Raw genomic sequence first — 20,827 nt, forward strand, 5'->3', positions numbered from 1 at the left:
CATCTAATAGATCTTGTAAAGTAATACTCCTTAAACTATCCTCTAAAGCTTCTTGTGCTTTTAGGAGAGGGGTGGTTAAGAGGCCTTCAATCTTGCCACCAAGCGGGCAGGCTTTAGGTGAGTCAGAGTGGATCTTAAAAAGTTTTTCTTTATCATTTACTGCGTTAAAAATTTGAAGGAGGGTTATATCTTTTGGCTCTTTCGCAAGACTCACACCACCAACTCCAGCTACGACATTCACAAGTCCTGCAGCCTTTAGAGCACCAAGTAGACGCCTAACTATGACAGGATTTGTGTTTATACTACCTGCTATAAATTCGCTCGTGACTTTCTCGTCTTTGAAAAAACAAGCTGCTAAAACTACATGGATCGCGGTTGAAAACTTAATCCCTACTTGCACAATCGTCCTTGAAATTTTTTCTGATTATACTTTAAATTTTTACTAAAAGCAGTTTGTTTTTTTAGTTTAGATTTGACAAGCCAGCTTTTTGTGTCAGCTATGTCAAATCTATAATTTTATGCTCGCTCACTAACTGCTGTGAAGCGTTTTTGTATAAATTTTTTGTTTTTTAGCTCGTCTATGATTGCAAGCGCAAGGTCTGCATAGCTTATATAGCTCTCATTTTTTGAGTTTAAGATGAGATTATCTCCATCAAACACGTATTTGCCGGTTCGAGTACCATTTTCATCGTAGTCGCCTGCTGGGCTTACGTATGTCCAAAGCAAATCGCTCCTACCTTTTAGCTCAAAATAAGACTCCGCAGTCGCCTTTGCCACACCCATATATGCAGCTGGGAAGTCTGGCGTATCCATTAGCATAGTGTCTTTGCTATCAACAAATAACATGCCAGCGCCACCAACTACGATGAGCCTTGTGCTAGTACCTTCTAGTAAATTTACTAGGTGAGCAGCCACTTTTTTATGAAGTGGGAAGGTTTCTTCACTCCATGCTGCAAATACGCTGATAACCGCGTCGAAGCTAGCTAGATCATCCTTTGTAAGCTCAAAGATATCTTTATAAATAACCTTTACGCCCCCATTTTTTACTCATTGTTTCTAACGATCGCCGAGTTTTGAAGCCATTTTTAGATAAATTTACGCCGCTTTTGCCGTTTGTGCCTAAGATTGCTATTTAAATTTTGCTTTTTAAATTTACAGCCAGCTTGGCTTTACGTCATCAACTATCACGCCGTCAGTCATAGTGTATTGTTCTAGGCTACCGCGTTTTGTCTGGATGCAGATCATTTTGATACCGTTTTTGCCAGCTTTAAAGCACCTTTTGCCATCTGGATCTATGCGCACCGCGTCTCCTTTGCCAACTGCTATCACTTCGCCATCAATAAAAAGCTCGCCATCACCATCAGTGATGATGTAAAGCTCCTCGTTTTGCTTGTGCGCATGGACAAATGGCACGCTAACATTTGCTGGAAGTACATTTATAGAAACTTCACAGCCACTTAAATCTAAAGCCTCTTTTAGCTCGACTCTTGGCTCGTTTGCGATCTTTGCAACCTGATAATTTTTCATTTTGTTCTCCTTGTTTTTTTGTTGTAATCTTTTTTCTTACAACTGATGAGCGAAGTATAATTATTTTTTGTTGTAATGTCAAGAGTTACAACTAAAAATTTCAAATTTTTATAAATTTGGGCTAGAATTCGCAAAAAATTTTAGGATTAAATTTGCAAAATAACGCCTTTAAAACGCTAAAGAGCATAGCGACCGAGCACAATAAAAAGCTCATTTTGACCTTTGCTTTGGTGCTAGCAGAGAACGGACTTTTTCTAGCTTATCCGATATTTGCGGGCTTTGCGATCAACGCAATCATGCAAGGAAATACGTTAAATGCCCTCATTTACGTACTTTTTGTGCTCATAGCGTGGCTTGTAGGAGCCATTAGGCGCCGCGTGGATACGCAAGTTTTTGCAAATATCTACGCAAAGCTTGCTGTAAATGTCATCATGAATGAAAAACAAAATGCCAAAGACGACTCCGCCATCATCGCTAGAGTAGCGCTCTCGCGAGAGTTTGTAAATTTCTTTGAGACGCATTTTCCTATGTTTTTTACATCGGTTATTTCGATCATCGGCTCAGCGTTTATGCTCATTTTTGTCGAGTCAAAGGTCGCTGTGGCGTGCTTTGTCGTGATGATCGTTTTTCTTATATTTTTACCAAGATATATCAAGAAAAATGACGACCTTTATCTTCGCTTAAATGACCGCCTAGAAAAAGAGGCAAAGGTGATAGGTGTTTTTAACAAAAGCACGCTAAATAGGCACTATGACGTCGTTTCTAAATTTCGTATAGCGATCTCAAACAGGGAGGCGATGAGCTATTTTATCATCGGCATTAGCGCTTCGCTGCTCTTTTTGGTGGCGATAATAGTGCTAAGCTCGCAGCAGACAAATGCCGGCCACATCTACTCTGTGATGACCTATATATGGAATTTCGTCATCAGCCTTGACGACTCGCCAAAGCTCATCGAGGAATTTTCAAATTTAAAAGATATCGGTAAGAGGATCGACGCCCAAAAGAAGGACAATGATGCACAACAAGAGCGTTCTTAGAAATTCGTTTTTTCTAATTTTCACGTTTATGATAGTTGAGGCCGTTTTTGGCTTCGTTTCAAACTCGCTTGCGCTTATTAGCGACGCATTTCACATGCTCTCAGACGCTGCGGCTCTCTTTTTGTCGCTAGTTGCTTTTAAGATCGCAGAAAAAAGGGCAAATTTACAAAAGACCTTTGGCTACAAAAGGGTCGAGATCATCGCTGCTTTCATAAATGCCATCGCTCTTATCGCACTTGCTGTTTTTGTCGTAGTTGAAGCTATCATCAGGCTTTTTAACGAGCCAGAGATAGAGGCTAAAACGATGCTTCTTGTTAGCATTTTGGGGCTTGTGGTAAATTTAGTCGTGGCTATTTATATGCATAAAAGCGCTGATACAAAAGAAAATTTAAACATGAAAGGTGCTTATTTGCACGTGCTTGGCGACACGCTTGGCTCGGTTGGTGCCATCGTTGCAGCGCTTCTTGTGATGAAATTTAACTTCACGCAGGCCGATAGCATCGCAAGTATCTTTGTCTCGCTACTCATCATAAAAAGTGGCTTTGGCTTGCTAAAGGATAGCTTTAATATCCTTATCGAAGCCGTGCCAGTCGAGCTTAATGCGGATGAAATTTTAGCTATTATAAAGGTCGTAGATGGCGTTAGAGAGGTGCATGATCTACATATTTGGGCGATAAGTGCCGGTTCAAATGCAATCATCGCTCATGTAGTGGTAGATGATGAGCTAAGTGTAGGAGAAATTTCAAAAATGATAAAACATATCGAGCATGAGCTATTTCATGTTGGAATTAGTCATGTGACGCTTCAGTTTGAGGGCAAGATCATTGGGCACAAAGATGAGCTCATCTGTGAGATAAAAGGCAAAGAAGAGCACGAATACTTTGGCCACAAGCATTAACATCGCTTTTCTTATGCAAATTTTAAATCAATTTTAGGCAAAATAAAAGCCAAAAAATTTAACAAAAAAGTAAAAGAGTAAATGAAAAACATTAGAAATTTTAGCATCATCGCTCATATTGACCATGGCAAAAGTACGCTTGCTGATCGCCTTATTCAGGAGTGTGGCGCCGTCAGTGACCGTGAGATGAGCAGCCAGATCATGGATACGATGGATATCGAAAAAGAGCGTGGTATCACGATCAAGGCTCAGTCCGTGCGCCTAAACTACGCGCTAGGTGGGCAAAATTTCGTCCTAAATTTGATTGACACTCCGGGCCACGTCGATTTTAGCTACGAGGTGAGCCGATCTTTAGCCAGCTGTGAGGGTGCACTACTTGTAGTGGACGCTAGTCAGGGCGTAGAGGCGCAGACAATCGCAAACGTCTATATCGCGCTAGAAAACAACTTAGAGATCATCCCAGTGATAAACAAGATCGACCTGCCAGCGGCTGATCCTGCTAGAGTAAAGGACGAGATCGAGCATATTATAGGACTTGACTGCTCTGGAGCGATCGAGGTGAGCGCAAAAAGCGGTATCGGTATAAAAGAGCTACTTGAAGCGATCATCACGAGAATTCCTGCACCAAATGGTGACGTAAACAAGCCCACAAAGGCACTAATTTACGATAGTTGGTTTGACAACTATCTTGGGGCACTCGCACTCGTTCGCGTATATGACGGCACTATCTCAAAAAATGATGAAATTTTAGTTATGGGCACAGGTAAAAAACATATCGTGCTTGACCTCATGTATCCAAATCCTATCGCACCGATCAAGACCAAAACGCTTAGCGCTGGCGAAGTTGGCATTGTAGTTTTAGGACTTAAAAATGTTAGCGACGTCCAGGTGGGCGATACGATTACACAGGCTAGAAACCCGTTAAAAGAGCCAGTAGGTGGCTTTGAGAGGGCTAAGCCTTTTGTATTTGCCGGACTTTATCCGATTGAAACCGATAAATTTGAAGATCTGCGTGACGCACTTGATAAGCTAAAACTAAATGACAGCTCGATAAGTTACGAGCCAGAGACCTCGGTCGCGCTTGGATTTGGTTTTAGAGTGGGCTTTTTGGGTCTGCTTCATATGGAGGTCGTTAAAGAGAGGTTGGAGCGTGAATTTGACCTAGATCTCATAGCCACAGCGCCGACCGTGACTTATGAAGTACAGCAAACAGATGGAGTAAATTTAAAAATTCAAAACCCAAGCCAGTTGCCGCCTGTAAATAAAATAGACTCTATCCTTGAGCCATACGTGAAGGCTACTATCATTACGCCAAGCGAGTTTTTGGGCAACATCATCACGCTCTTAAACAACCGCCGTGGCATACAAACAAAGATGGACTACATCACGACTGACCGCGTGCTGCTAGAGTATGACATGCCGATGAACGAGATCGTGATGGACTTTTACGACAAGCTAAAATCAAGCACCAAAGGCTACGCGAGCTTTGATTATGAGCCTAGCGACTACCGCGTGGGCGATCTAGTAAAGCTTGATGTCAAAGTGGCTGGTGAAACGGTCGATGCACTCTCTATCATCGTGCCTGAGAGCAAGGCGCAGACAAAGGGCAGGGACTTTGTAAAGGCAATGAAAGAGATCGTACCTCGTCAGCTCTTTGAAGTAGCGATACAAGCTAGCATTGGTAATAAAATCATCGCTAGAGAAACCGTAAAATCAATGGGAAAAAACGTTACAGCCAAGTGCTACGGCGGCGATATCACGCGTAAGAGAAAGTTGCTTGAAAAGCAAAAAGAGGGTAAAAAGCGCATGAAGGCGATAGGTAAGGTGAATTTGCCGCAAGAGGCATTTTTGTCTGTCTTAAAAATAGACTAATGCGTTGTCTCGCTTTGTCATACTTTGTTGTGTCTAAAATTTACTCGGTCATTACCTGCTATGGTAACTCCCGTCGTAAATTTTATCCACGCCTCGTCTTACTTTGCGATACTGTCGAAGTATGGATCTTATTTGGGTGGATAGGTTTTTGATTAAAATTTAAATGCTAAATTTGTAAAAAGGAGCGCTATGCCATTTGTGAAAATTTGTGTGACAAAAGAAGGTGATAGTCCGACTGTAGAGCAAAAAGAGAAGATGATAAGCGGAGTCACTAAACTAATAAGCGAAATTTTAGGAAGAAATGCTCAAAATACTGTTGTTATCATTGATGAGATAGATACTAATAATTATGGCATAGCAGGAGAGAGTGTTAGAAATCTTCGTAAAAAACAAAACGAGCAAAAGGAAGTGAAATGCTAAGAACAACATTACTAGCGATATTTGCGGCTATTTTTATGACGGGCTGCATGGCAAAAGCTAGCCTTTGCCTCTCATGTGAAGGTATAGACGGCATGCAAAGTGCGAACATAAACAGCGAAGATAAGATGTATTTTGAAGAGGTTATGAGGATACCGGCTGATTGCAGTGCTTGCAAAGGCAGGGGTGATGGTCTTTTTATAAATGGTGTAAAATACAAAAGTGATGTAGCGATAAACTGCTGCTTAGAAAAAAATATGATCGATACTAATGTTGGATTAAAGAAGGTTTATTTTCACAGGATTGTCGATGCTAGAAGTAGTGCAAGATCGATATATTACACAGGTATTGAAGGAAACAGTGCAGTTTTTAACTCAAACCCACGCCTTGAAGTGCTTTTTTACATGTTTTTGCAACGTGAGTTAAATTCTCGCGGAATCGTTGTTGTCGATACTCAAACATCGCCATATACATATAGGCTTGATTTTAGATTTGACGAGCTCAGAGGAAGCTACTCAGGAAGTTCAGAAATTTTAAACGGACATCTAAAAGGTCTTCTTGTGCTTTCAAATATAAATTTCAAAAAAACGTTACCTATCTCAACTAGGCACCATGTGGAGAAGCTAGAAGCATCAGAGTCTGGCCAGTTTGACTTTTTTATCGCACTTTTAGTTAAACAAGCTGCGATAAAAGTAGCCGATGAGATCACTAAACTTTAAAAGGAAAAACGATGAATAAATTTAAATTTTTAGCTATTTTTGGACTTTTTGTTTTGTTTTTAACTGGTTGTGCACCAAGTCAAAGTGTTGTCGCATTTGATCCATATAAGGCTGCTGCTAGCCATCAAAATAGCGGCTTTGAGGCCTATATAAGCGTGGTGCATGACAACCGCAAAAACAAAAGTACCATTGCTACGATTACTGATGGCAAAGGTACAGTAAAAGAATATGTCGTGCTTCAAAATGATCTTGCTACTTATTTTAGCGATTCGCTCAAAAAAGAGCTTATGGCGCGCGGTGCGAATGTAAATGGCATGGGCGGCGTCGTAGTTGAAATTTTTATCAACGAGTTTGAAGCAAATATGAGTGGATACGGCACTGATAATACAAAAGGTAATATTAAGATCACACTTAAGATCCAAAAAGGCGATCAAAGCATCATTAAAAATATTTCAAATAATCAAACCAAATTTGAGTTAATTCGCACAGGTGGAGCATTTAAATCATTTTTGACTGAAATAATAAATGATGCTATCAAACGCACTGCAATTGCTATTTTAAATAGCTAATGTTTTGTGCGTTTTGCAAGAGCTTTACACTAAATACGTTTTGTAAAATTTGCTCACAAATTTTAAGCGAGCCAAGCCCGATAGTAAGAGAACTAGAGGGCTTTAAAATTTATAGCTTTTATGGTTACTCTGAAATAAAAGAACTCATCCACTCCAAGCACCAAATGCACGGATATTTTATATATAAAAACTTAGCCAAATTTGCATTTAATAAATTTGCTAAAAGCTTTAGCTTTCCAGAGCAAGTCTATGCTTTGCCAATAGATGATAGAGTTCATTTTGGCTACTCGCACACGGCTATTTTGGCAAATGCACTAAGGGTTAAAAATCTAAAGCCCATATTTCATGCACTGCATGCAATCAGTAAGATCAGCTATAGTGGTAAGGATTTGCAATTTAGACAAAATAACCCAAGAAATTTTAAAATCCTAAAAAAGATCACTGCGCCAGTTATTTTAGTAGATGATATCGTAACCACTGGCACAACGATACTTGAGGCTAAAAATACTCTAGAAAAAGTTGGTGTAAAAGTACTTTTTGCTCTAGTTTTGGCTGACGCTAAATATTAAATTTTAATTTTTCTCAAGTCTCTTTGGGTAGAAATTTACATAGCTCCAGTAGTAATCTATTTCGTTAGCAGTAGGAGCATGCAAAAGCGATAAATTTATAGATAAAGCATAGTTCCAAGGCGGATCATATTTGAGCCGCATTTTATCGCTAACTCGAAGTCACTACTCATGCCCATCGAGCAGATACTCGCACCTTTTGGCTTTAGGCTCTCAAAAATTTTATAAGTTAGTTCAAAGCTCTTTTGAATCTCTTTTGGCTCATCCACATGCGCTCCGATACTCATCACGCCTTTTAGATTGATATTTTTGCACTCGCTTTGGATGCGCTCGTAAATTTCTAGCGCATTTGCCACGCTTACACCTTGCTTTGTATCTTCATCAGCCGAGTTTATTTGAAGTAAGGTATCGAGCTTGTAGCTGAGTCTTTTATCGACCTCTAAGGCCCTTTCAAAGCTATCGCAGCTTTGCCATAGTGCGGGCTTTAGACTTATCATTTGATTTATTTTGTTATTTTGCAAGCGGCCGATCATATGCCATTTTATATCAGTAAAATTTTGCAGTTCTAGCTCTTTTTTGGCTAGCTCTTGGACTCTGTTTTCGCCAAAATTTCTTTGTCCTTGTGCGTAAAGCTCTCTTACTTCAGTACTTGTGACATTTTTGCTAACGGCGATTAGTGTCACGTCTTTGCTTAAAATTTCGATCTTTTCTAATAGCTCTTTTAAAACTATCATCATAAACCTCCGCTTAATCTCATAATGTCATTAAAAGTCGCAAGTATCATTATGCCAAGTAGTAGCGCCCAACCGCAGTAGGTAAGCATAATTAGCACTCGCTCATTTACCTCGCGTCTAAAAATTAGCTCATATAAGTTAAAAAGTATGTGGCCACCATCAAGTGCAGGGATGGGGAATAAATTTAGGACACCTAAATTTACTGAGATTAAAGCGACGATCGTCAAAAGCATGCCAAGACTTATTTTTGCGGCTTTTGAAGTGACATCAGCGATCTGTACAATGCCACCGACCTCTTTTAGTGGCACAGCTCCGCTTACTAGTTTGGTAAAGCTTTTAAAAATTAGTTTTGATGCCTCGATTGTCTCACTAAAGGCAAAATTTATGCCTGCAAGACCAGTGTGGTAAATTTTTATCACTTCTCCATTTGGAGAAATTCCGATCAGTGGGCGTTGCACCTTTTCATTAAATAGATTTATCGTCTCGCCTATCTTTGGTGTTAAATTTATAGTCATTTGCGAGCCGTTACGATCTACCAAAATGGTAATTGGCTCTAATTTTACATTTTTACTGATCTCGTCCCACTCGTTTATCTTTACGCCATTTATTGCTAAAATTTTATCATTTTTAGCTAGTCCAGCGCTCGCAGCGGCCGAGCCATCTGCTATGTGGCCGATACTTGGCGCAGGTCTTTCAACTCCGATAGATCCAAGCAAAATGTATATAAAAAACGCTAAGATAAAGTTAAAAAATGGCCCTGCAAAGAGGATGTAAATTCGCTTTATAGGACTTAGCACGTTATAGCTATCACGGTCGTAGTTTTTAGCCTTTGGGTCGGTGTCGTCTTGACCTTTTAGCTGTACGTATCCACCAAGTGGGATCGCACTTAGGCAGTAGTCGGTGCCGCCAACATTTTTGGTGTAAATTTTCTCGCCAAATCCTATACTAAAGGTATTTACCTTTACGCCAAGCATTCTTGCCACCAAAAAGTGGCCAAGCTCGTGGAAAAATATGAGAAATTTAATGGCTAAAACGGTCACTAAAAAATAAAACGAATACGCATAAAGCCCAAGACAAAGTAGGGCTAACGTGAAGAGAATACCTTTCAAAACTTACCTTTTTTTGAAAAATTGATGAGATTTTAGCCAAAATTTATAAATTTACTCTCAAACGACGTTTGGCTAAAAATTTCTTTTAGCTAGGAGAAATTTTTAACTTAATTTTACTTATTTTGAAAATGAAGTTTTTATTATTTATATAAATTTTTTCAAGTAAAAACTTTGGGTCTTACGAACGAAAGAAATTTTAGCTCTTTTTCATCGCCTTTACATAGGCAAAAATATACTCAAATCCGGAATAAAGCGTAAGCGCAACAGATATCCAGAGCAAAAGTTCGCCACCAGGCCAGCTCATCAGTAAAAATCCAACCGCAAACATCTGTGAAACGGTCTTTACCTTGCCGGCCATTGATGCAGCGACTTCGACGCCGTCACTTGCCATCACGACACGAAAGCCAGTTATAAAAAATTCCCTTACCAAGATGAGATAAACAGCCCAAGCACTCGCTCTACCAAGCATCATGAGGCCTAAAAATGCAGCAAGAATTAGCATCTTGTCTGCTAGTGGGTCAAGGATAGCGCCAAGCTTGGTCTTTTGATCCCAGCTTCTGGCGATGTAGCCGTCAAAAAAGTCAGTCACAGAGGCGATCACAAAAATAAGAGCTGCGAAGTAGTTTATCCAACTTATGTGAATTTGTGTAAAAATTTCTGGCGCATTTACGAGCATAAAAAACATAAGCGGAGCCAGAAGTATCCTAAAAAATGCCAGTGCGTTTGGTAAATTTAAACTCACAAATATGCCTTTATGCTTAAAATTTCAATCTTCTCATTTAAAAGTCGTGCCACCATCTATTATAAATGTATGCCCAGTCACCCAGCTAGCCTTAGATGAGCATAAAAATAGACATGCTCCGGCTAGGTCAGTCGGCTGTCCCATGCGGTTTAGCGGGCTAAGCTTTGCCGTCATATCGCGCACCTCTTCGTAGTTAGTAAAGGCTCTTAGCGCGTCTGTCTCGATAGGACCACCACTTACGACGTTTACGCGGATATTTTTTTCGCCAAGCTCGGTCGCAGCGTATCTTGCCATCGCCTCAACAGCTGCTTTTGCTGTGCCGTGACCTGCATAGTTTTCGATATATACTAAATTTCCAGTTGAGCTTAGGCTGATGATGCTACCACCACCCACTTTTTCTATGCGTTTTGTAGCTTCTTGGGTGCCTACGACAAAGGCATTTACGGTTGCTGTAAAGATATTGTTTATGCCTCTTGGTTTTAGCTTCATAAATTTAGTGTATCCACCAGCTACTGCACGACCTGAGATGATAGCATTTGAGATGAAAAAATCAATCCTGTCAAAGTCCTCGTCTATCTTTAAAAATAGCTCTTTATAAGTCTCTGGCTCGAGGATATTTAGTGCGTAAGCTCTGGCTTTTATCTTGTAAGTAGTCTCAAGCTCTTTTGCTTGTTCTTTTGCAAGCTCTTCGTTTGAGTTATAGGTAAATGCTATATTTACACCAGCTTTTGCAAATTCTTCGACTATAGCTCTGCCAATGCCTCTGGTGCCACCGCTGATAACTAGCGTTTTACCTTTAAATTCGTTTAGTGTGTCCTTCATTAAAAACCCTTTATTTCGTAATTTTTTATTACTTCTTCTATCTTTTTGAAATTTTCTTTACTTGGTTTGCAAAGTGGCAAGCGGTACTCCAAAGAGTCGATGAGTCCAGCTAGATACATCGCTGCTTTGATCGGTATCGGATTGCTTTCGCAAAAGAGCGTTTTATTTATCGTATATAGATTATCATTTATTAGTTTTGCTTTTTTGTACTCTTCGTTCATCGCAAGGTGTGTAAGCTCTGAAATTTGATCTGGCAAGAGGTTTGCAGTAACCGAGATAACGCCTTTGCCACCATTTGATATGATAGGATAGTTGATCGCATCTTCACCGCTAATGACTACTAAATTTGGCTCATGAGCCAGTAGATCTACACATCTATCGATACTGCCTGTAGCTTCTTTGATGCCGTAGATATTTTTACACTCTTTAAAAAGCCTAAAAACGGTCGCTGGCAAGATATCCACGCCAACTCTGCCTGGAACATTATAAAGAAGCACAGGGATTTCAATGCTATTTGCAATAGCTTTGTAATGTTCATAAAGCCCTTCCTGCGTTGGTTTATTGTAGTATGGCGCAACTGAAAGGATACCATCAGCGCCATGAGCTTGAGCAAATTTAGCGATACCAATAGCCTCGTGAGTCGCGTTGCTGCCAGCTCCAGCTAGTACTTTTACATTTGTGCCTTTACATGCATCTACGGCTATTTCGATACAAATTCTATGCTCATCATGCGTCAGTGTTGCACTCTCGCCGGTAGTTCCAACTGGTACAACGACATCTATGCCGTGCTTTATCTGTCTTTTTATTAGCTTTTCAAAACTGACTTCATCTACTTTTTGATTTTTAAATGGCGTAATGAGTGCGGTCATCGCACCTTGAAGCGAATTTTCCACGTTTATTCCTTTTTTAAAATTATTGTTGTGCTGGTTTTTTCATTAAAATATCTATTTGCTATCTCTTTTAAAAGCTTGGCATCTATCTTATCGATATTTTTTTCAAGCTCATAAAGTGGCTTTATGTCGCCTCTAGCAAGGTATGAGCCATATAAATTTGCAACCTTGCTTGCACTCTTAAATGAGTAAATAAAATCAGTTTTTATCAAATTTTTAACTCTTAAAACATCATCTTTGTCGATTGGTTTATTTTTTAAATCATCTATGATCTTTAAAATTTCAGCCTCAACCACACTTGCTTCGACATCTGGGTTGCAAACTGCTAAAAATATAAATAAATTTTCATCAACGCAGCTCATATTATAAGCATAAATTTGATTTACAAGCATGAGCTCATCGATTAGACGTTGCTGTAAAATCGAGCTTTTGCCAGTAGCTAGATACTCGCTTATCGCGTTTAACCCCACTTGATCAGCATGCCTAAAGTCTGGGATCTTGTAAGCGATAGCTAGCATTTGCGTTTGGCTATCTTTATAGACGATAGCCCTTCTAGCTCCGTCTTGTTCAGGTTCTTTACAGTGAGATTTTGGGATGGCTCTTTTGTTTTTTATTTTGGAAAAATTTTTCTTAGCTAGCTTAAATGCATCATCCTTGTCGATGTCGCCACTTATCATCAAAATCGCATTTTTTGGCTGATAAAAAGTAGCATGAAATTCTTTTATGTCGCTAATGTTCCAGTTTTCGATATCTTTTATAAAGCCTATCGGAGTCCAGTGATATGGATGATATATAAATGCGTGGTTGTAGAGTCTAAAGTATAGATAACCCATAGGGTTGTTGTCTGTTCGCCATCTGCGCTCTTCATACACCACGTCTCGCTCTGGCTGAAATTCTTTATCTTTTAGGCTTAAATTTTTCATAAGCTCAGCAAAAAGCCTAAGCGTTTTATCTAAATTTTCATTTGAAGCTTTTATAAAGTAGTGTGTGTAGTCAAAGCCTGTACTTGCGTTATTTACACCGCCAAAGCCTTTTACGATCTCATCAAACTCCCCGGCTCGTAAATTTTTGGTTGATTTGAAATTTAGATGCTCTAACATGTGAGCGATGCCACTTTTGCCCATCACTTCGTTTCTTGAGCCAACTTTATAAAAAACATCGACGCTTATCACTTTTGAGTCAGGATTTACTGGCACGTGATAAATTTCAAGTCCATTTTCTAGTTTGGTTTTATTAAATTTTATCAATCTCTTGCCCTCTATTTTTTAACATTTGTGCCGACTGCTTCGCTGATAGAGGCAAAGCCATCTCTCTTTAAAAGCTCTAAAATTTCTAAATTTATATCTCTTGCGATCATCGGTCCTTTGAAAATAAAGCTTGTAAAAATTTGCACTAAATTTGCTCCCATTTTTATGCGCTCATATGCCTCTATACCGCTATCTATGCCGCCACATGCGATAAGTGTCGTCTTGCCATAAAGCTCGTCTGCCACGGCTTTAAAGAGCTCTTTTGACTTTTGAGCGATCACCTTGCCACTTAGTCCGCCAAAATCTTTTAAATTTGATGAGTGAGAGAGCGAGTAATCAACGCTTGTATTTGAGACAAGCACGCCGCTAGCGCCGTTTTCTACCGCGCAGCTACAAAGCTTGATCGCATCTTCGTGGTTCATATCAGGAGCAATTTTAAAGATGATTGGCCTTTTAGTAAGTGGCAAAATGACACTAAAAAGCTCTTTTATAAAATTTTTATCTTGCAAGGCTCTTAAATTTGGCGTGTTTGGCGATGAGACGTTTATGACAAAGGTGTCGCAAATTTCACTAAATTCTCTTACTAAAATTTCATAGTCTTTTATTGCGTCTTCGTTTGGTGTAACCTTGTTTTTACCGATGTTTGCCCAGATAGGTAAAGTATAAGGATAAAGTTTTTTGACTCTATTTTTAATAGCCTCGCAACCATCGTTGTTAAAGCCCATCGCATTTTGGATACTCTCTTCGTCTACGAGCCTAAAAAGTCTTGGTTTGTCGTTGCCAGGTTGAGGTTTTGGAGTAAATGTGCCAAATTCTAAATACCCAAAGCCAAGAGCCGTGAGTGCTTCAAACATTGTGGCATTTTTATCAAAGCCCCCAGCTATGCCAACTGGATTGTGATAGGTGCTTGAGAATAAATTTTGTTTTAGCGCATTGTCATCGACCACGCACTTATTTGCTACAAAGCTTAATGATCCTGGAAAAATTTTATTTGCTCCGATCATTGCAAGTTCTGCGATTTTATGGGCTGTTTCTGGATCGAATTTAAAAAATATAGATTTTAAAGTATCGTAGTTTAAACTCATTTTAACCTCTTTAAAATGCCTAAAAATTTGTGCAAATCTTAGCAAAAATCGCCTTAAACTAAGGCTTTGCCTTTAAGTTTTGCATAAATTTCATTTCTCTTGCTAAGTTCTTCATCACTTCCAGTATCAACTATCCTTCCGTTACTTAAAACTGCGATCTTATCAGCACTTTCAACCGTACTTAGACGGTGAGCGATGACAAAGATGATCTTCTTGCTTCTTAGGTTGTTTATAGCCTTTGTGATCTCTTTTTCACTCTCGTTATCAAGTGCTGAGGTAGCCTCGTCAAAGATAAGAATTTGTGGATTTTGATAAAGTGCTCTTGCTATTGCGATGCGTTGTCTTTGACCGCCTGAAAGGTTTGTGCCAAATTCATTTAAGATAGTGTTTATGCCGTTATCTAGTTTACTTACAAACTCATAAGCATTTGCCATTTTTAGTGCATTTATCACGGCTTCTTCGTTAAATTCTCTGCCGTAAGCCACGTTTTTAGCGATTGTATCGTTAAAGATATAGACACGCTGCGTTACAAGGCCAATGTTTTGGCGAAGTGAATGGATTTTGATATCTTTTAAATTTGTCTCATTTATTAAAATTTCTCCGCTATTTACGTCGTAAAATCTCATAAGTAGATTCATGAGCGATGTTTTTCCACCGCCACTTGAGCCAACTAGTGCTATAAATTCTGACTTGCGAGCCTCCAAATTTATACCTTTTAAGACCTCTTTGTCGCCGTAGCTTAGGCGGACATCATTAAATTTAATCAAATTTATCTCTTCGCTTAACACTTTTTCGCCATCTTTTATCTCGCTTACTTTATCCATCAAGAAAAATGTCCTCTCGCTCGCAGCGATCGCATCTTGCATTTTATTGTATATATTTACGATACGTTTTAGAGGAGTGTAGAGCATGAAAAGCGCAGTTAAAAATGAAAAGAAAGCACCCATGTTTATATTTCCGTCAATGACGTCTTTGCCGCCTATTATGATGACAGCTGCCACGCCTATTGAGCCAATTGTTTCCATTAGTGGACTTACTAGTTGCTCGATTTTTACGGTTTTAAGGTTTAACTTAAAAAATTTGTTATTTTCTTCAACGAAACGTGAGTGCTCGTATTTTTGGGCATTATTTGCCTTGATGATCTCGATATTTGTAAAAATTTCACTCAAGGCTGAAGTGATATCAGATGTCTTTTCTTGCGATTTTTTTGAGATTTTTTTCATCTTTTTAGCAAGGCGCGAGATCGGATAAATCGCTATTGGCATAACAACAAGTGCAAAAAAGGCTAATTTAGGGCTTTGATATATGACTACACAAAGCAGACCTATGATAGTTACAAGCTCCCTAATAAGCTCTGGTATGATGCTTGAAACAATAGATCTTATGCGCTCTATGTCATTCGTGGTTCTGCTTATTAGCTCGCCTGTTCTAAAATCATTAAAAAATTTCATGTCCAAATTTAGTAAATTTTCGACCATCTTTTCACGAAATCTTCTAATCGTATCTTGACCAATATACGCGGTAAAATAGGCCTGCATAAAAGTTCCAACATTTTTTAACAGATAAATAGCGATGATCGCACATGGTAACAAATAAAGCAGTGTTTCGTTTTTTTCAACAAAAATTTTATTAAGTACTGGCTCCACCAAATACGCGCTTACCGCTGTTCCGCCACTTGCAAGCCCCATGCCGATGAAGGCTAGGATGAAGTGTGGAATGTAGTCTTTAAAATATGGACCAAAGCGTTTTAGTACATCTTTTAAGCCAAAGTTAGTCATTATTTTTCTCCCAAACTACGCCATTTGGTGTATCCATGATAGAGATATTCATCTTTTCTAGCTCATCTCTTATCTCATCAGCCATTGCAAAATTTTTCTCTTTTTTAGCTACCGCGCGCTCATCAAGAAGTCTTTGGATGTGCTCTTTTTGCTCGTCACTTACGCCAAACTGAAAATACTCAACATAATTTGTGCTAGCAATGCCTAAAATTTCACTTATAAGCTCCAAATTTGCCACTACTTCGGCCTTGTAGGCTTTATCTTTTGGACTATTATCAAGCCTTTCGTTTGCTGCTTTTACAAACTCATCAACACTTGCAAGTGCTTTTGAAGCGTTTAGATCATCACTTAGTGCCTCAAGTAGCTCATTTTTAAAGCTCTCATTTATTGCACCTGCTTGCACGCCATCAACCCTTTTTTTAAGGCGGTAAATTTTATCAAGCCTCTTTTTTGAAGCCACTAAGTCTTCATCTGAATAATTAAAATGCGCCCTGTAATGGCTCGTAAGCAAGTAATATCTAAGTACTTCACCATGAACGTTTTTTAGGGCGTCTTTTACAAAAAAGCTGTTATTTAGGCTCTTACTCATCTTTTCGTTATTTACTTTTATAAAGCCATTGTGCATCCAGTATTTACTCAAATTTTTATGATAGGCGCATCTGCACTGACTTGCCTCATTTTCGTGGTGCGGAAAGAGCAGGTCGATGCCACCAGCGTGGATGTCGATCTCAAATTTATCATTTTCTTTGTTGCTTAGAAATTCTCTTATCATCGCTACGCACTCGGTGTGCCAGCCAGGGCGACCCTTGCCAAATGGGCTTTCATACCATTTTTCGTCAAATTTCCAAAGCACAAAGTCTTTTTCATCTCTTTTCTCGCCAAAACTTGCCACTCGTGCGATTAGATCGGTGTTATTATCCTTGCCACTAATGCTAAAATATCCACTATCCTTGCTCGTATCAAAGTAAATTCCATCACTCGTTTTATACGCGAAGCCTCTATCCATAAGCAGCTCAATGTAGCTAATGATCGCCTCCAAGCACTGCGTAGCCTTTGGTTTAAAGTCTGGATCAAGCACGTTTAAAGCGCCCATATCGCTCTCATAGTGCGCTATATATTTGTTTGTGATCTCTTCTAGGCTTTGGCCAGTTTCATCCATTTTCTTTAAAATTTTATCGTCGATGTCGGTGTAGTTTCTTGCAAATTTGACCTTGTAGCCAAGCGCTTTTAAGACTCTTCTTAAAAGATCAAAGCTAACGGCTGACTTTGCATGTCCCAAATGCGCATCGTCATAGACTGTTGGACCGCACAGATAGATGCTAACTTCACCTTCTTTTATCGGACTAAACTCAACCTTTTCTCTTTTAGAAGTATCAAAAATTCGCATTAAATATATCCTTTAAAAATGTTAAACCAAAATAGAGCAAAACCGCTAAAACAGCGATAGCAGCTATAAATTTAGGCTCGATTATAGCTAAAAATCGCTTAGCTCCAAAGGCTCTAACGTATAAAATAAGTTGTAAAAATCCCCCAAGTGAGCTTGCAAATGCAAGGCCAGCTGCTCCAAATTTCTGCATCAAAATGACTGCTAGGATCAAATTTATCACAAGGCAGATGATAGAAATTTTAGCTGCCTCTTTTTGTTTCATATTTGCATAGAGCCAAAGTGAGAAAATTTTAGCTAGACCAAATGGAGTAAGCCCCACCAAATAGGCACTTAGCACCTTAGCGCATTCAATGGTGTTTGCCCTTACGAAATTCCCTCTCTCAAACAAGAGCCAGATGATAAACTCGCTTAGCACGACGCCTGTGATCGTGGCTACTAGCAGGGCGCAAAGGAGTAGATAAAAGCTCTTTTTCGTCCAAACTAGGGCGTTTGTTTCATCTTTTTGCTTTAAAAGTCTGGTGATCTTTGGAAATAGCGCCTGGGAGAGCGCGATCGCAAAGATGGCAAGTGGAAGCTGAAAAATTCTATTTGCATAAAAAAGGTAGCTTATCGAGCCGCTTACCAAAAAGCTAGCTAGCCAAGTGTCCATAAATGCGCTTATCTGCATCGCACTTGAGCCAAGTAAGCCGTGGTAAAAATTTACAAAAAAACCTTTGCTGCTAGCTTTTTTGCCTTTAAAATATCCGCTTAGACCGCCCCAAAAAATTTTATTTAAGGCGTTAAATTTCATAGCAACTAGATGCACTAAAACCTGCAAGATGCCACCAGCAACGACGCCAAAACTAAGATAAAGTGCGACCACGCTCTCGCTCTTGCCACGAGCCAAAAGTAATGAAGCGATCATAGCTAAATTTAGCAGTGCAGTAGAAAACGCAGTCGTGGCAAAGTGCCCTTTATACTGAAGCAGTGCACCCATGAAAGTGACGATATAAACAAGAGCTAGATAGTAGAAATTTATACGTACAAGCGGCACTGCATCGGTGATATTTTGCACGCTTAAACCGCTTGCGATGATCTTTATAAAGTAGGGCGTAAATAAATTTACAAGAAGCGTCAATGCGCCTATAAAAAGTAGAAATTTGATAAAAATTTCAGCCTGAAAGATCGCTTTTTTCTTGCTGTTTGTAAAATTTGGTAAAAATGCCTGTGTAAAGGCACCCTCACCAAAGATACGGCGAAATAAATTTGGTATTTTAAAAGCGATAAAAAAAAGATCGCTAAATATGCCAGCTCCAAGGATGGAAGCTGTTAAAAGGTCTCTTATAAGTCCAAGAATTCTTGAAACCATAATGCCAACTGAGTTTGAAAAAAAACCTTTTATAAACATCGCTCACCTAAATTAAATTTGAAAACGCAATAGTAACAAAAGATGCTTTAAAGCTTACATAACCCAAATTTAATAAAATTTTGGCGATAATAAGAGCCAAATTTTATGTGAAATGGATCAATTTTGAGCGAGAACGTGCAAGAAAACGAGAGATTTTTACCGCCAACGCAAATTCAAACTTCAACGCCTTATATATCGCTTAAAGAACTAAGCAAACAATACAGCGTACCGGTAGAATTTATAGATTTTAAAATTTTAGATATTTTGACTTATTATAAAAATAAAGATAATGAAGAGCCAGTTTTTGTCCCTGAAGAAAATTTAGACTTTTTTGATGATAATGCATTTTATCTTGACGAGACACTAGAGATCGAGCAGGTCTATGACGTGGAATTTTTTGATGTTAGGCTAAATGCTGTGCCAAAGCTTCCAAAGATAGAAATCGGTGTAAATTCAACAGTTACAAAAGTAGTCGCAAAGGTAAAAGCCACAAAAGATTGTGAATACGAACAGCATTATGAAGATAAGCTTTTTGAATATATCGCCAAACAGCTTATGAAAGCTCAAATTTTAATAGGTATAAGGATCGGCAAACTAAAAGATGAGCTAAAACAAATAGCCTCAGTTGTGCATGTAAAGGGCGAACTTGATAAAGACTACATACTAAACATAACACAAGGTATAAATCCAAAAAAAGCTACCGATGCAAAGATACTTTACTACTACAAAGATAAACTTGATGCGATAAAAGAGGAAGACAAGGTTGATTACGCTGATAGAGGTTTTGTTTTTGGTGTAGCACAAGATGAAGTGATAATGGAAGAGAAAAAGTCTCACGAAGGGCAAAATGGCCGTGATGCGAGAGGTAAATTATTAGCAGTAGAAAAGCCAAAAGAAGATACTGACAAAGAGATAAGTATAAGCGAAAATATAGAGAGAGTAGAAAATGACGATAGCATAATATATATCGCTAAAAAATCAGGATATGTAGTTGAGAAAAATGGCTCATTTGATATTGAAGAGCGTATAGAGATAAATGAAGCAAATTTTAAAACAACTGGCTCTATTCAAGCAGGCACTGATACAAATGTGACTTTGGTGGTTAGGGAAACTGATACTATAAAAGATGCCATCGGCACTGGTATCATCGTGGAGGCTGACGAGATCGAGGTTAAAGGAAATGTCGGTGCAAATGCGATGGTTAAAGCAAATGAAGTAATAATCGGCGGTCAAACACACCAAAAGGCTAAAATTTATGCAAAGAATGCAAAAATTTCTATCCACATCGGTAAGGTTGAAGCTGAAAATGTCGAGATAGATAGGCTAGAAGGCGGAAATGTCGTAGCAAAAAGAGTTAAGATAAATAGCGTCGTTGGTGGCTCTATAACTGCTCAAAATATCCAAATAAATACGCTTGGCTCAAACTGCACTATCACAGCTTCACACTTAATAGACGTAAGATATCTAAGAGGCACTGATAATAAATTTATAATCGATACTAGCAAAATGCCTGAGAGTGCTGAGGCTACGCAAGAGCAATTAAATAAGATCGAATATACAAAAGCAGAGCTTGCCTCTCTTCTAAAAAATATTGAAACAAAGAAAAATGTCATAAATGAAAATAAAGACTCGATTTATACCATAAAAGCAAAGGTAGAAGAGCTCTCAAAAGCTAAAGTGATACCGCCAGTTACCTTCATGAAAAAGCTAAAAGAGTATCAAGGTTTAGTCAATGAATACAACACTTTGCTAAAAATTTTTAAGGATAAAAAAGAGTTGTTAGCTACTCTAAAAGATGAGCTTGAGATAATGCAAAATGGAATATTTTCTGCAAAAGTGATAAATAGAGGCAACTGGGTTGAACTAAATGAGATTAGATTTGTTATCGTTGATCCTCCGCAAAATGTCACTTATATCTCAAAGCAAAATGAAACCGCGCATGCTATTACTTTGGAGAAGATCGGCGATGGCGATGAGGCTGAGTATAAGATCAAAAAGTCAAATAGATTAGAAGACTACACAGATACAAATTTTTAAGAAT

21 protein-coding genes are annotated in these 20,827 nt (G+C 38.8%); 8 read left to right on the plus strand and 13 right to left on the minus strand.

What is annotated here, in order from left to right; translation table 11 throughout:
- The 3 genes from FZ949_RS00250 to FZ949_RS00260 form a co-directional block, all read right to left on the minus strand.
- Window positions 1–400 (minus strand): Rrf2 family transcriptional regulator (locus FZ949_RS00250; RefSeq protein ID WP_148790046.1); only part of this gene is annotated, 400 nt, incomplete at its 3' end.
- A 116-nt stretch (window positions 401–516) separates the two neighbouring features.
- Window positions 517–1,023 (minus strand): NAD(P)-dependent oxidoreductase, encoded by a 507-nt coding sequence (locus FZ949_RS00255; protein ID WP_316246160.1) that lies wholly within the window; start codon window positions 1,021–1,023, stop codon window positions 517–519.
- Between the two features lie 129 nt (window positions 1,024–1,152).
- On the minus strand, window positions 1,153–1,527 hold the full coding sequence (locus tag FZ949_RS00260) for a cupin domain-containing protein (RefSeq protein ID WP_107953439.1): 375 nt from the start codon (window positions 1,525–1,527) through the stop codon (window positions 1,153–1,155).
- A gap of 152 nt (window positions 1,528–1,679) precedes the next feature.
- Here FZ949_RS00260 and FZ949_RS00265 point away from each other — a divergent pair, with 152 nt between their 5' ends.
- The 7 genes from FZ949_RS00265 to FZ949_RS00295 all read left to right on the plus strand — a co-directional run bounded on the left by FZ949_RS00265 (window position 1,680) and on the right by FZ949_RS00295 (window position 7,608).
- The gene (locus FZ949_RS00265) at window positions 1,680–2,564 is read left to right on the plus strand and encodes an ABC transporter six-transmembrane domain-containing protein (RefSeq protein ID WP_107953440.1); all 885 of its coding nucleotides are present in this window, start codon (window positions 1,680–1,682) and stop codon (window positions 2,562–2,564) included.
- Entirely contained in the window at window positions 2,542–3,462 is a 921-nt protein-coding gene (locus tag FZ949_RS00270) for a cation diffusion facilitator family transporter (RefSeq protein WP_148789981.1), read from the plus strand. Before FZ949_RS00265 ends, FZ949_RS00270 begins: the two co-directional genes overlap by 23 nt.
- Before the next feature lie 81 nt (window positions 3,463–3,543).
- Window positions 3,544–5,334 carry a translation elongation factor 4 gene (lepA, locus tag FZ949_RS00275; RefSeq protein ID WP_103579399.1) on the plus strand — a complete coding sequence of 597 codons (1,791 nt, stop codon included), beginning with the start codon at window positions 3,544–3,546 and terminating at the stop codon, window positions 5,332–5,334.
- Between the two features lie 189 nt (window positions 5,335–5,523).
- Entirely contained in the window at window positions 5,524–5,754 is a 231-nt protein-coding gene (locus FZ949_RS00280) for a 2-hydroxymuconate tautomerase family protein (RefSeq protein WP_103579398.1), read from the plus strand.
- Window positions 5,748–6,470: a hypothetical protein gene (locus FZ949_RS00285; protein WP_103579397.1), complete on the plus strand. Its 723-nt coding sequence runs from the start codon at window positions 5,748–5,750 to the stop codon at window positions 6,468–6,470. Before FZ949_RS00280 ends, FZ949_RS00285 begins: the two co-directional genes overlap by 7 nt.
- 11 nt (window positions 6,471–6,481) lie before the next feature.
- Complete coding sequence (locus FZ949_RS00290; protein WP_103579396.1) at window positions 6,482–7,039, plus strand: YajG family lipoprotein; 558 nt, start codon at window positions 6,482–6,484, stop codon at window positions 7,037–7,039.
- On the plus strand, window positions 7,039–7,608 hold the full coding sequence (locus FZ949_RS00295; protein ID WP_103579395.1) for a ComF family protein: 570 nt from the start codon (window positions 7,039–7,041) through the stop codon (window positions 7,606–7,608). Before FZ949_RS00290 ends, FZ949_RS00295 begins: the two co-directional genes overlap by 1 nt.
- Before the next feature lie 95 nt (window positions 7,609–7,703).
- Here the strand turns inward: FZ949_RS00295 and FZ949_RS00300 are convergent, their stop codons facing one another.
- The 10 genes from FZ949_RS00300 to murJ all read right to left on the minus strand — a co-directional run bounded on the left by FZ949_RS00300 (window position 7,704) and on the right by murJ (window position 18,786).
- Window positions 7,704–8,339, minus strand: a complete 636-nt coding sequence (locus FZ949_RS00300) for a YggS family pyridoxal phosphate-dependent enzyme (protein WP_103579405.1) — start codon at window positions 8,337–8,339, stop codon at window positions 7,704–7,706.
- Window positions 8,339–9,448, minus strand: a complete 1,110-nt coding sequence (gene rseP, locus FZ949_RS00305; RefSeq protein WP_103579394.1) for an RIP metalloprotease RseP — start codon at window positions 9,446–9,448, stop codon at window positions 8,339–8,341. Before rseP ends, FZ949_RS00300 begins: the two co-directional genes overlap by 1 nt.
- A 196-nt stretch (window positions 9,449–9,644) precedes the next feature.
- Window positions 9,645–10,190, minus strand: a complete 546-nt coding sequence (pgsA, locus tag FZ949_RS00310) for a CDP-diacylglycerol--glycerol-3-phosphate 3-phosphatidyltransferase (protein ID WP_103580375.1) — start codon at window positions 10,188–10,190, stop codon at window positions 9,645–9,647.
- 33 nt (window positions 10,191–10,223) lie between these two features.
- Window positions 10,224–11,012, minus strand: a complete 789-nt coding sequence (locus tag FZ949_RS00315; protein ID WP_103580376.1) for an enoyl-ACP reductase — start codon at window positions 11,010–11,012, stop codon at window positions 10,224–10,226.
- The gene (gene dapA / locus FZ949_RS00320) at window positions 11,012–11,881 is read right to left on the minus strand and encodes a 4-hydroxy-tetrahydrodipicolinate synthase (RefSeq protein WP_054197407.1); all 870 of its coding nucleotides are present in this window, start codon (window positions 11,879–11,881) and stop codon (window positions 11,012–11,014) included. The genes FZ949_RS00315 and dapA overlap by 1 nt, the downstream gene beginning before the upstream one ends.
- Window positions 11,882–11,907: 26 nt before the next feature.
- Complete coding sequence (locus FZ949_RS00325; RefSeq protein WP_103580377.1) at window positions 11,908–13,149, minus strand: M16 family metallopeptidase; 1,242 nt, start codon at window positions 13,147–13,149, stop codon at window positions 11,908–11,910.
- 11 nt (window positions 13,150–13,160) lie between these two features.
- Window positions 13,161–14,234, minus strand: a complete 1,074-nt coding sequence (locus FZ949_RS00330) for a quinone-dependent dihydroorotate dehydrogenase (protein WP_103580386.1) — start codon at window positions 14,232–14,234, stop codon at window positions 13,161–13,163.
- 53 nt (window positions 14,235–14,287) lie between these two features.
- Window positions 14,288–16,012 carry an ABC transporter ATP-binding protein gene (locus tag FZ949_RS00335; protein WP_103580378.1) on the minus strand — a complete coding sequence of 575 codons (1,725 nt, stop codon included), beginning with the start codon at window positions 16,010–16,012 and terminating at the stop codon, window positions 14,288–14,290.
- Window positions 16,005–17,399 (minus strand): cysteine--tRNA ligase, encoded by a 1,395-nt coding sequence (gene cysS, locus FZ949_RS00340; RefSeq protein WP_103580379.1) that lies wholly within the window; start codon window positions 17,397–17,399, stop codon window positions 16,005–16,007. The genes FZ949_RS00335 and cysS overlap by 8 nt, the downstream gene beginning before the upstream one ends.
- Entirely contained in the window at window positions 17,386–18,786 is a 1,401-nt protein-coding gene (gene murJ / locus FZ949_RS00345; protein WP_103580380.1) for a murein biosynthesis integral membrane protein MurJ, read from the minus strand. The genes cysS and murJ overlap by 14 nt, the downstream gene beginning before the upstream one ends.
- Window positions 18,787–18,909: 123 nt before the next feature.
- On the opposite strand from murJ, the gene FZ949_RS00350 reads away from it, so the two are divergent.
- Window positions 18,910–20,823 (plus strand): flagellar assembly protein A, encoded by a 1,914-nt coding sequence (locus tag FZ949_RS00350; protein ID WP_103580381.1) that lies wholly within the window; start codon window positions 18,910–18,912, stop codon window positions 20,821–20,823.
- The last annotated feature ends 4 nt before the right edge of the window (window positions 20,824–20,827 follow it).

Source organism: Campylobacter concisus (genome assembly GCF_902460545.1).
GTDB classification, from domain to species: Bacteria; Campylobacterota; Campylobacteria; order Campylobacterales; family Campylobacteraceae; genus Campylobacter_A; species Campylobacter_A concisus_AE.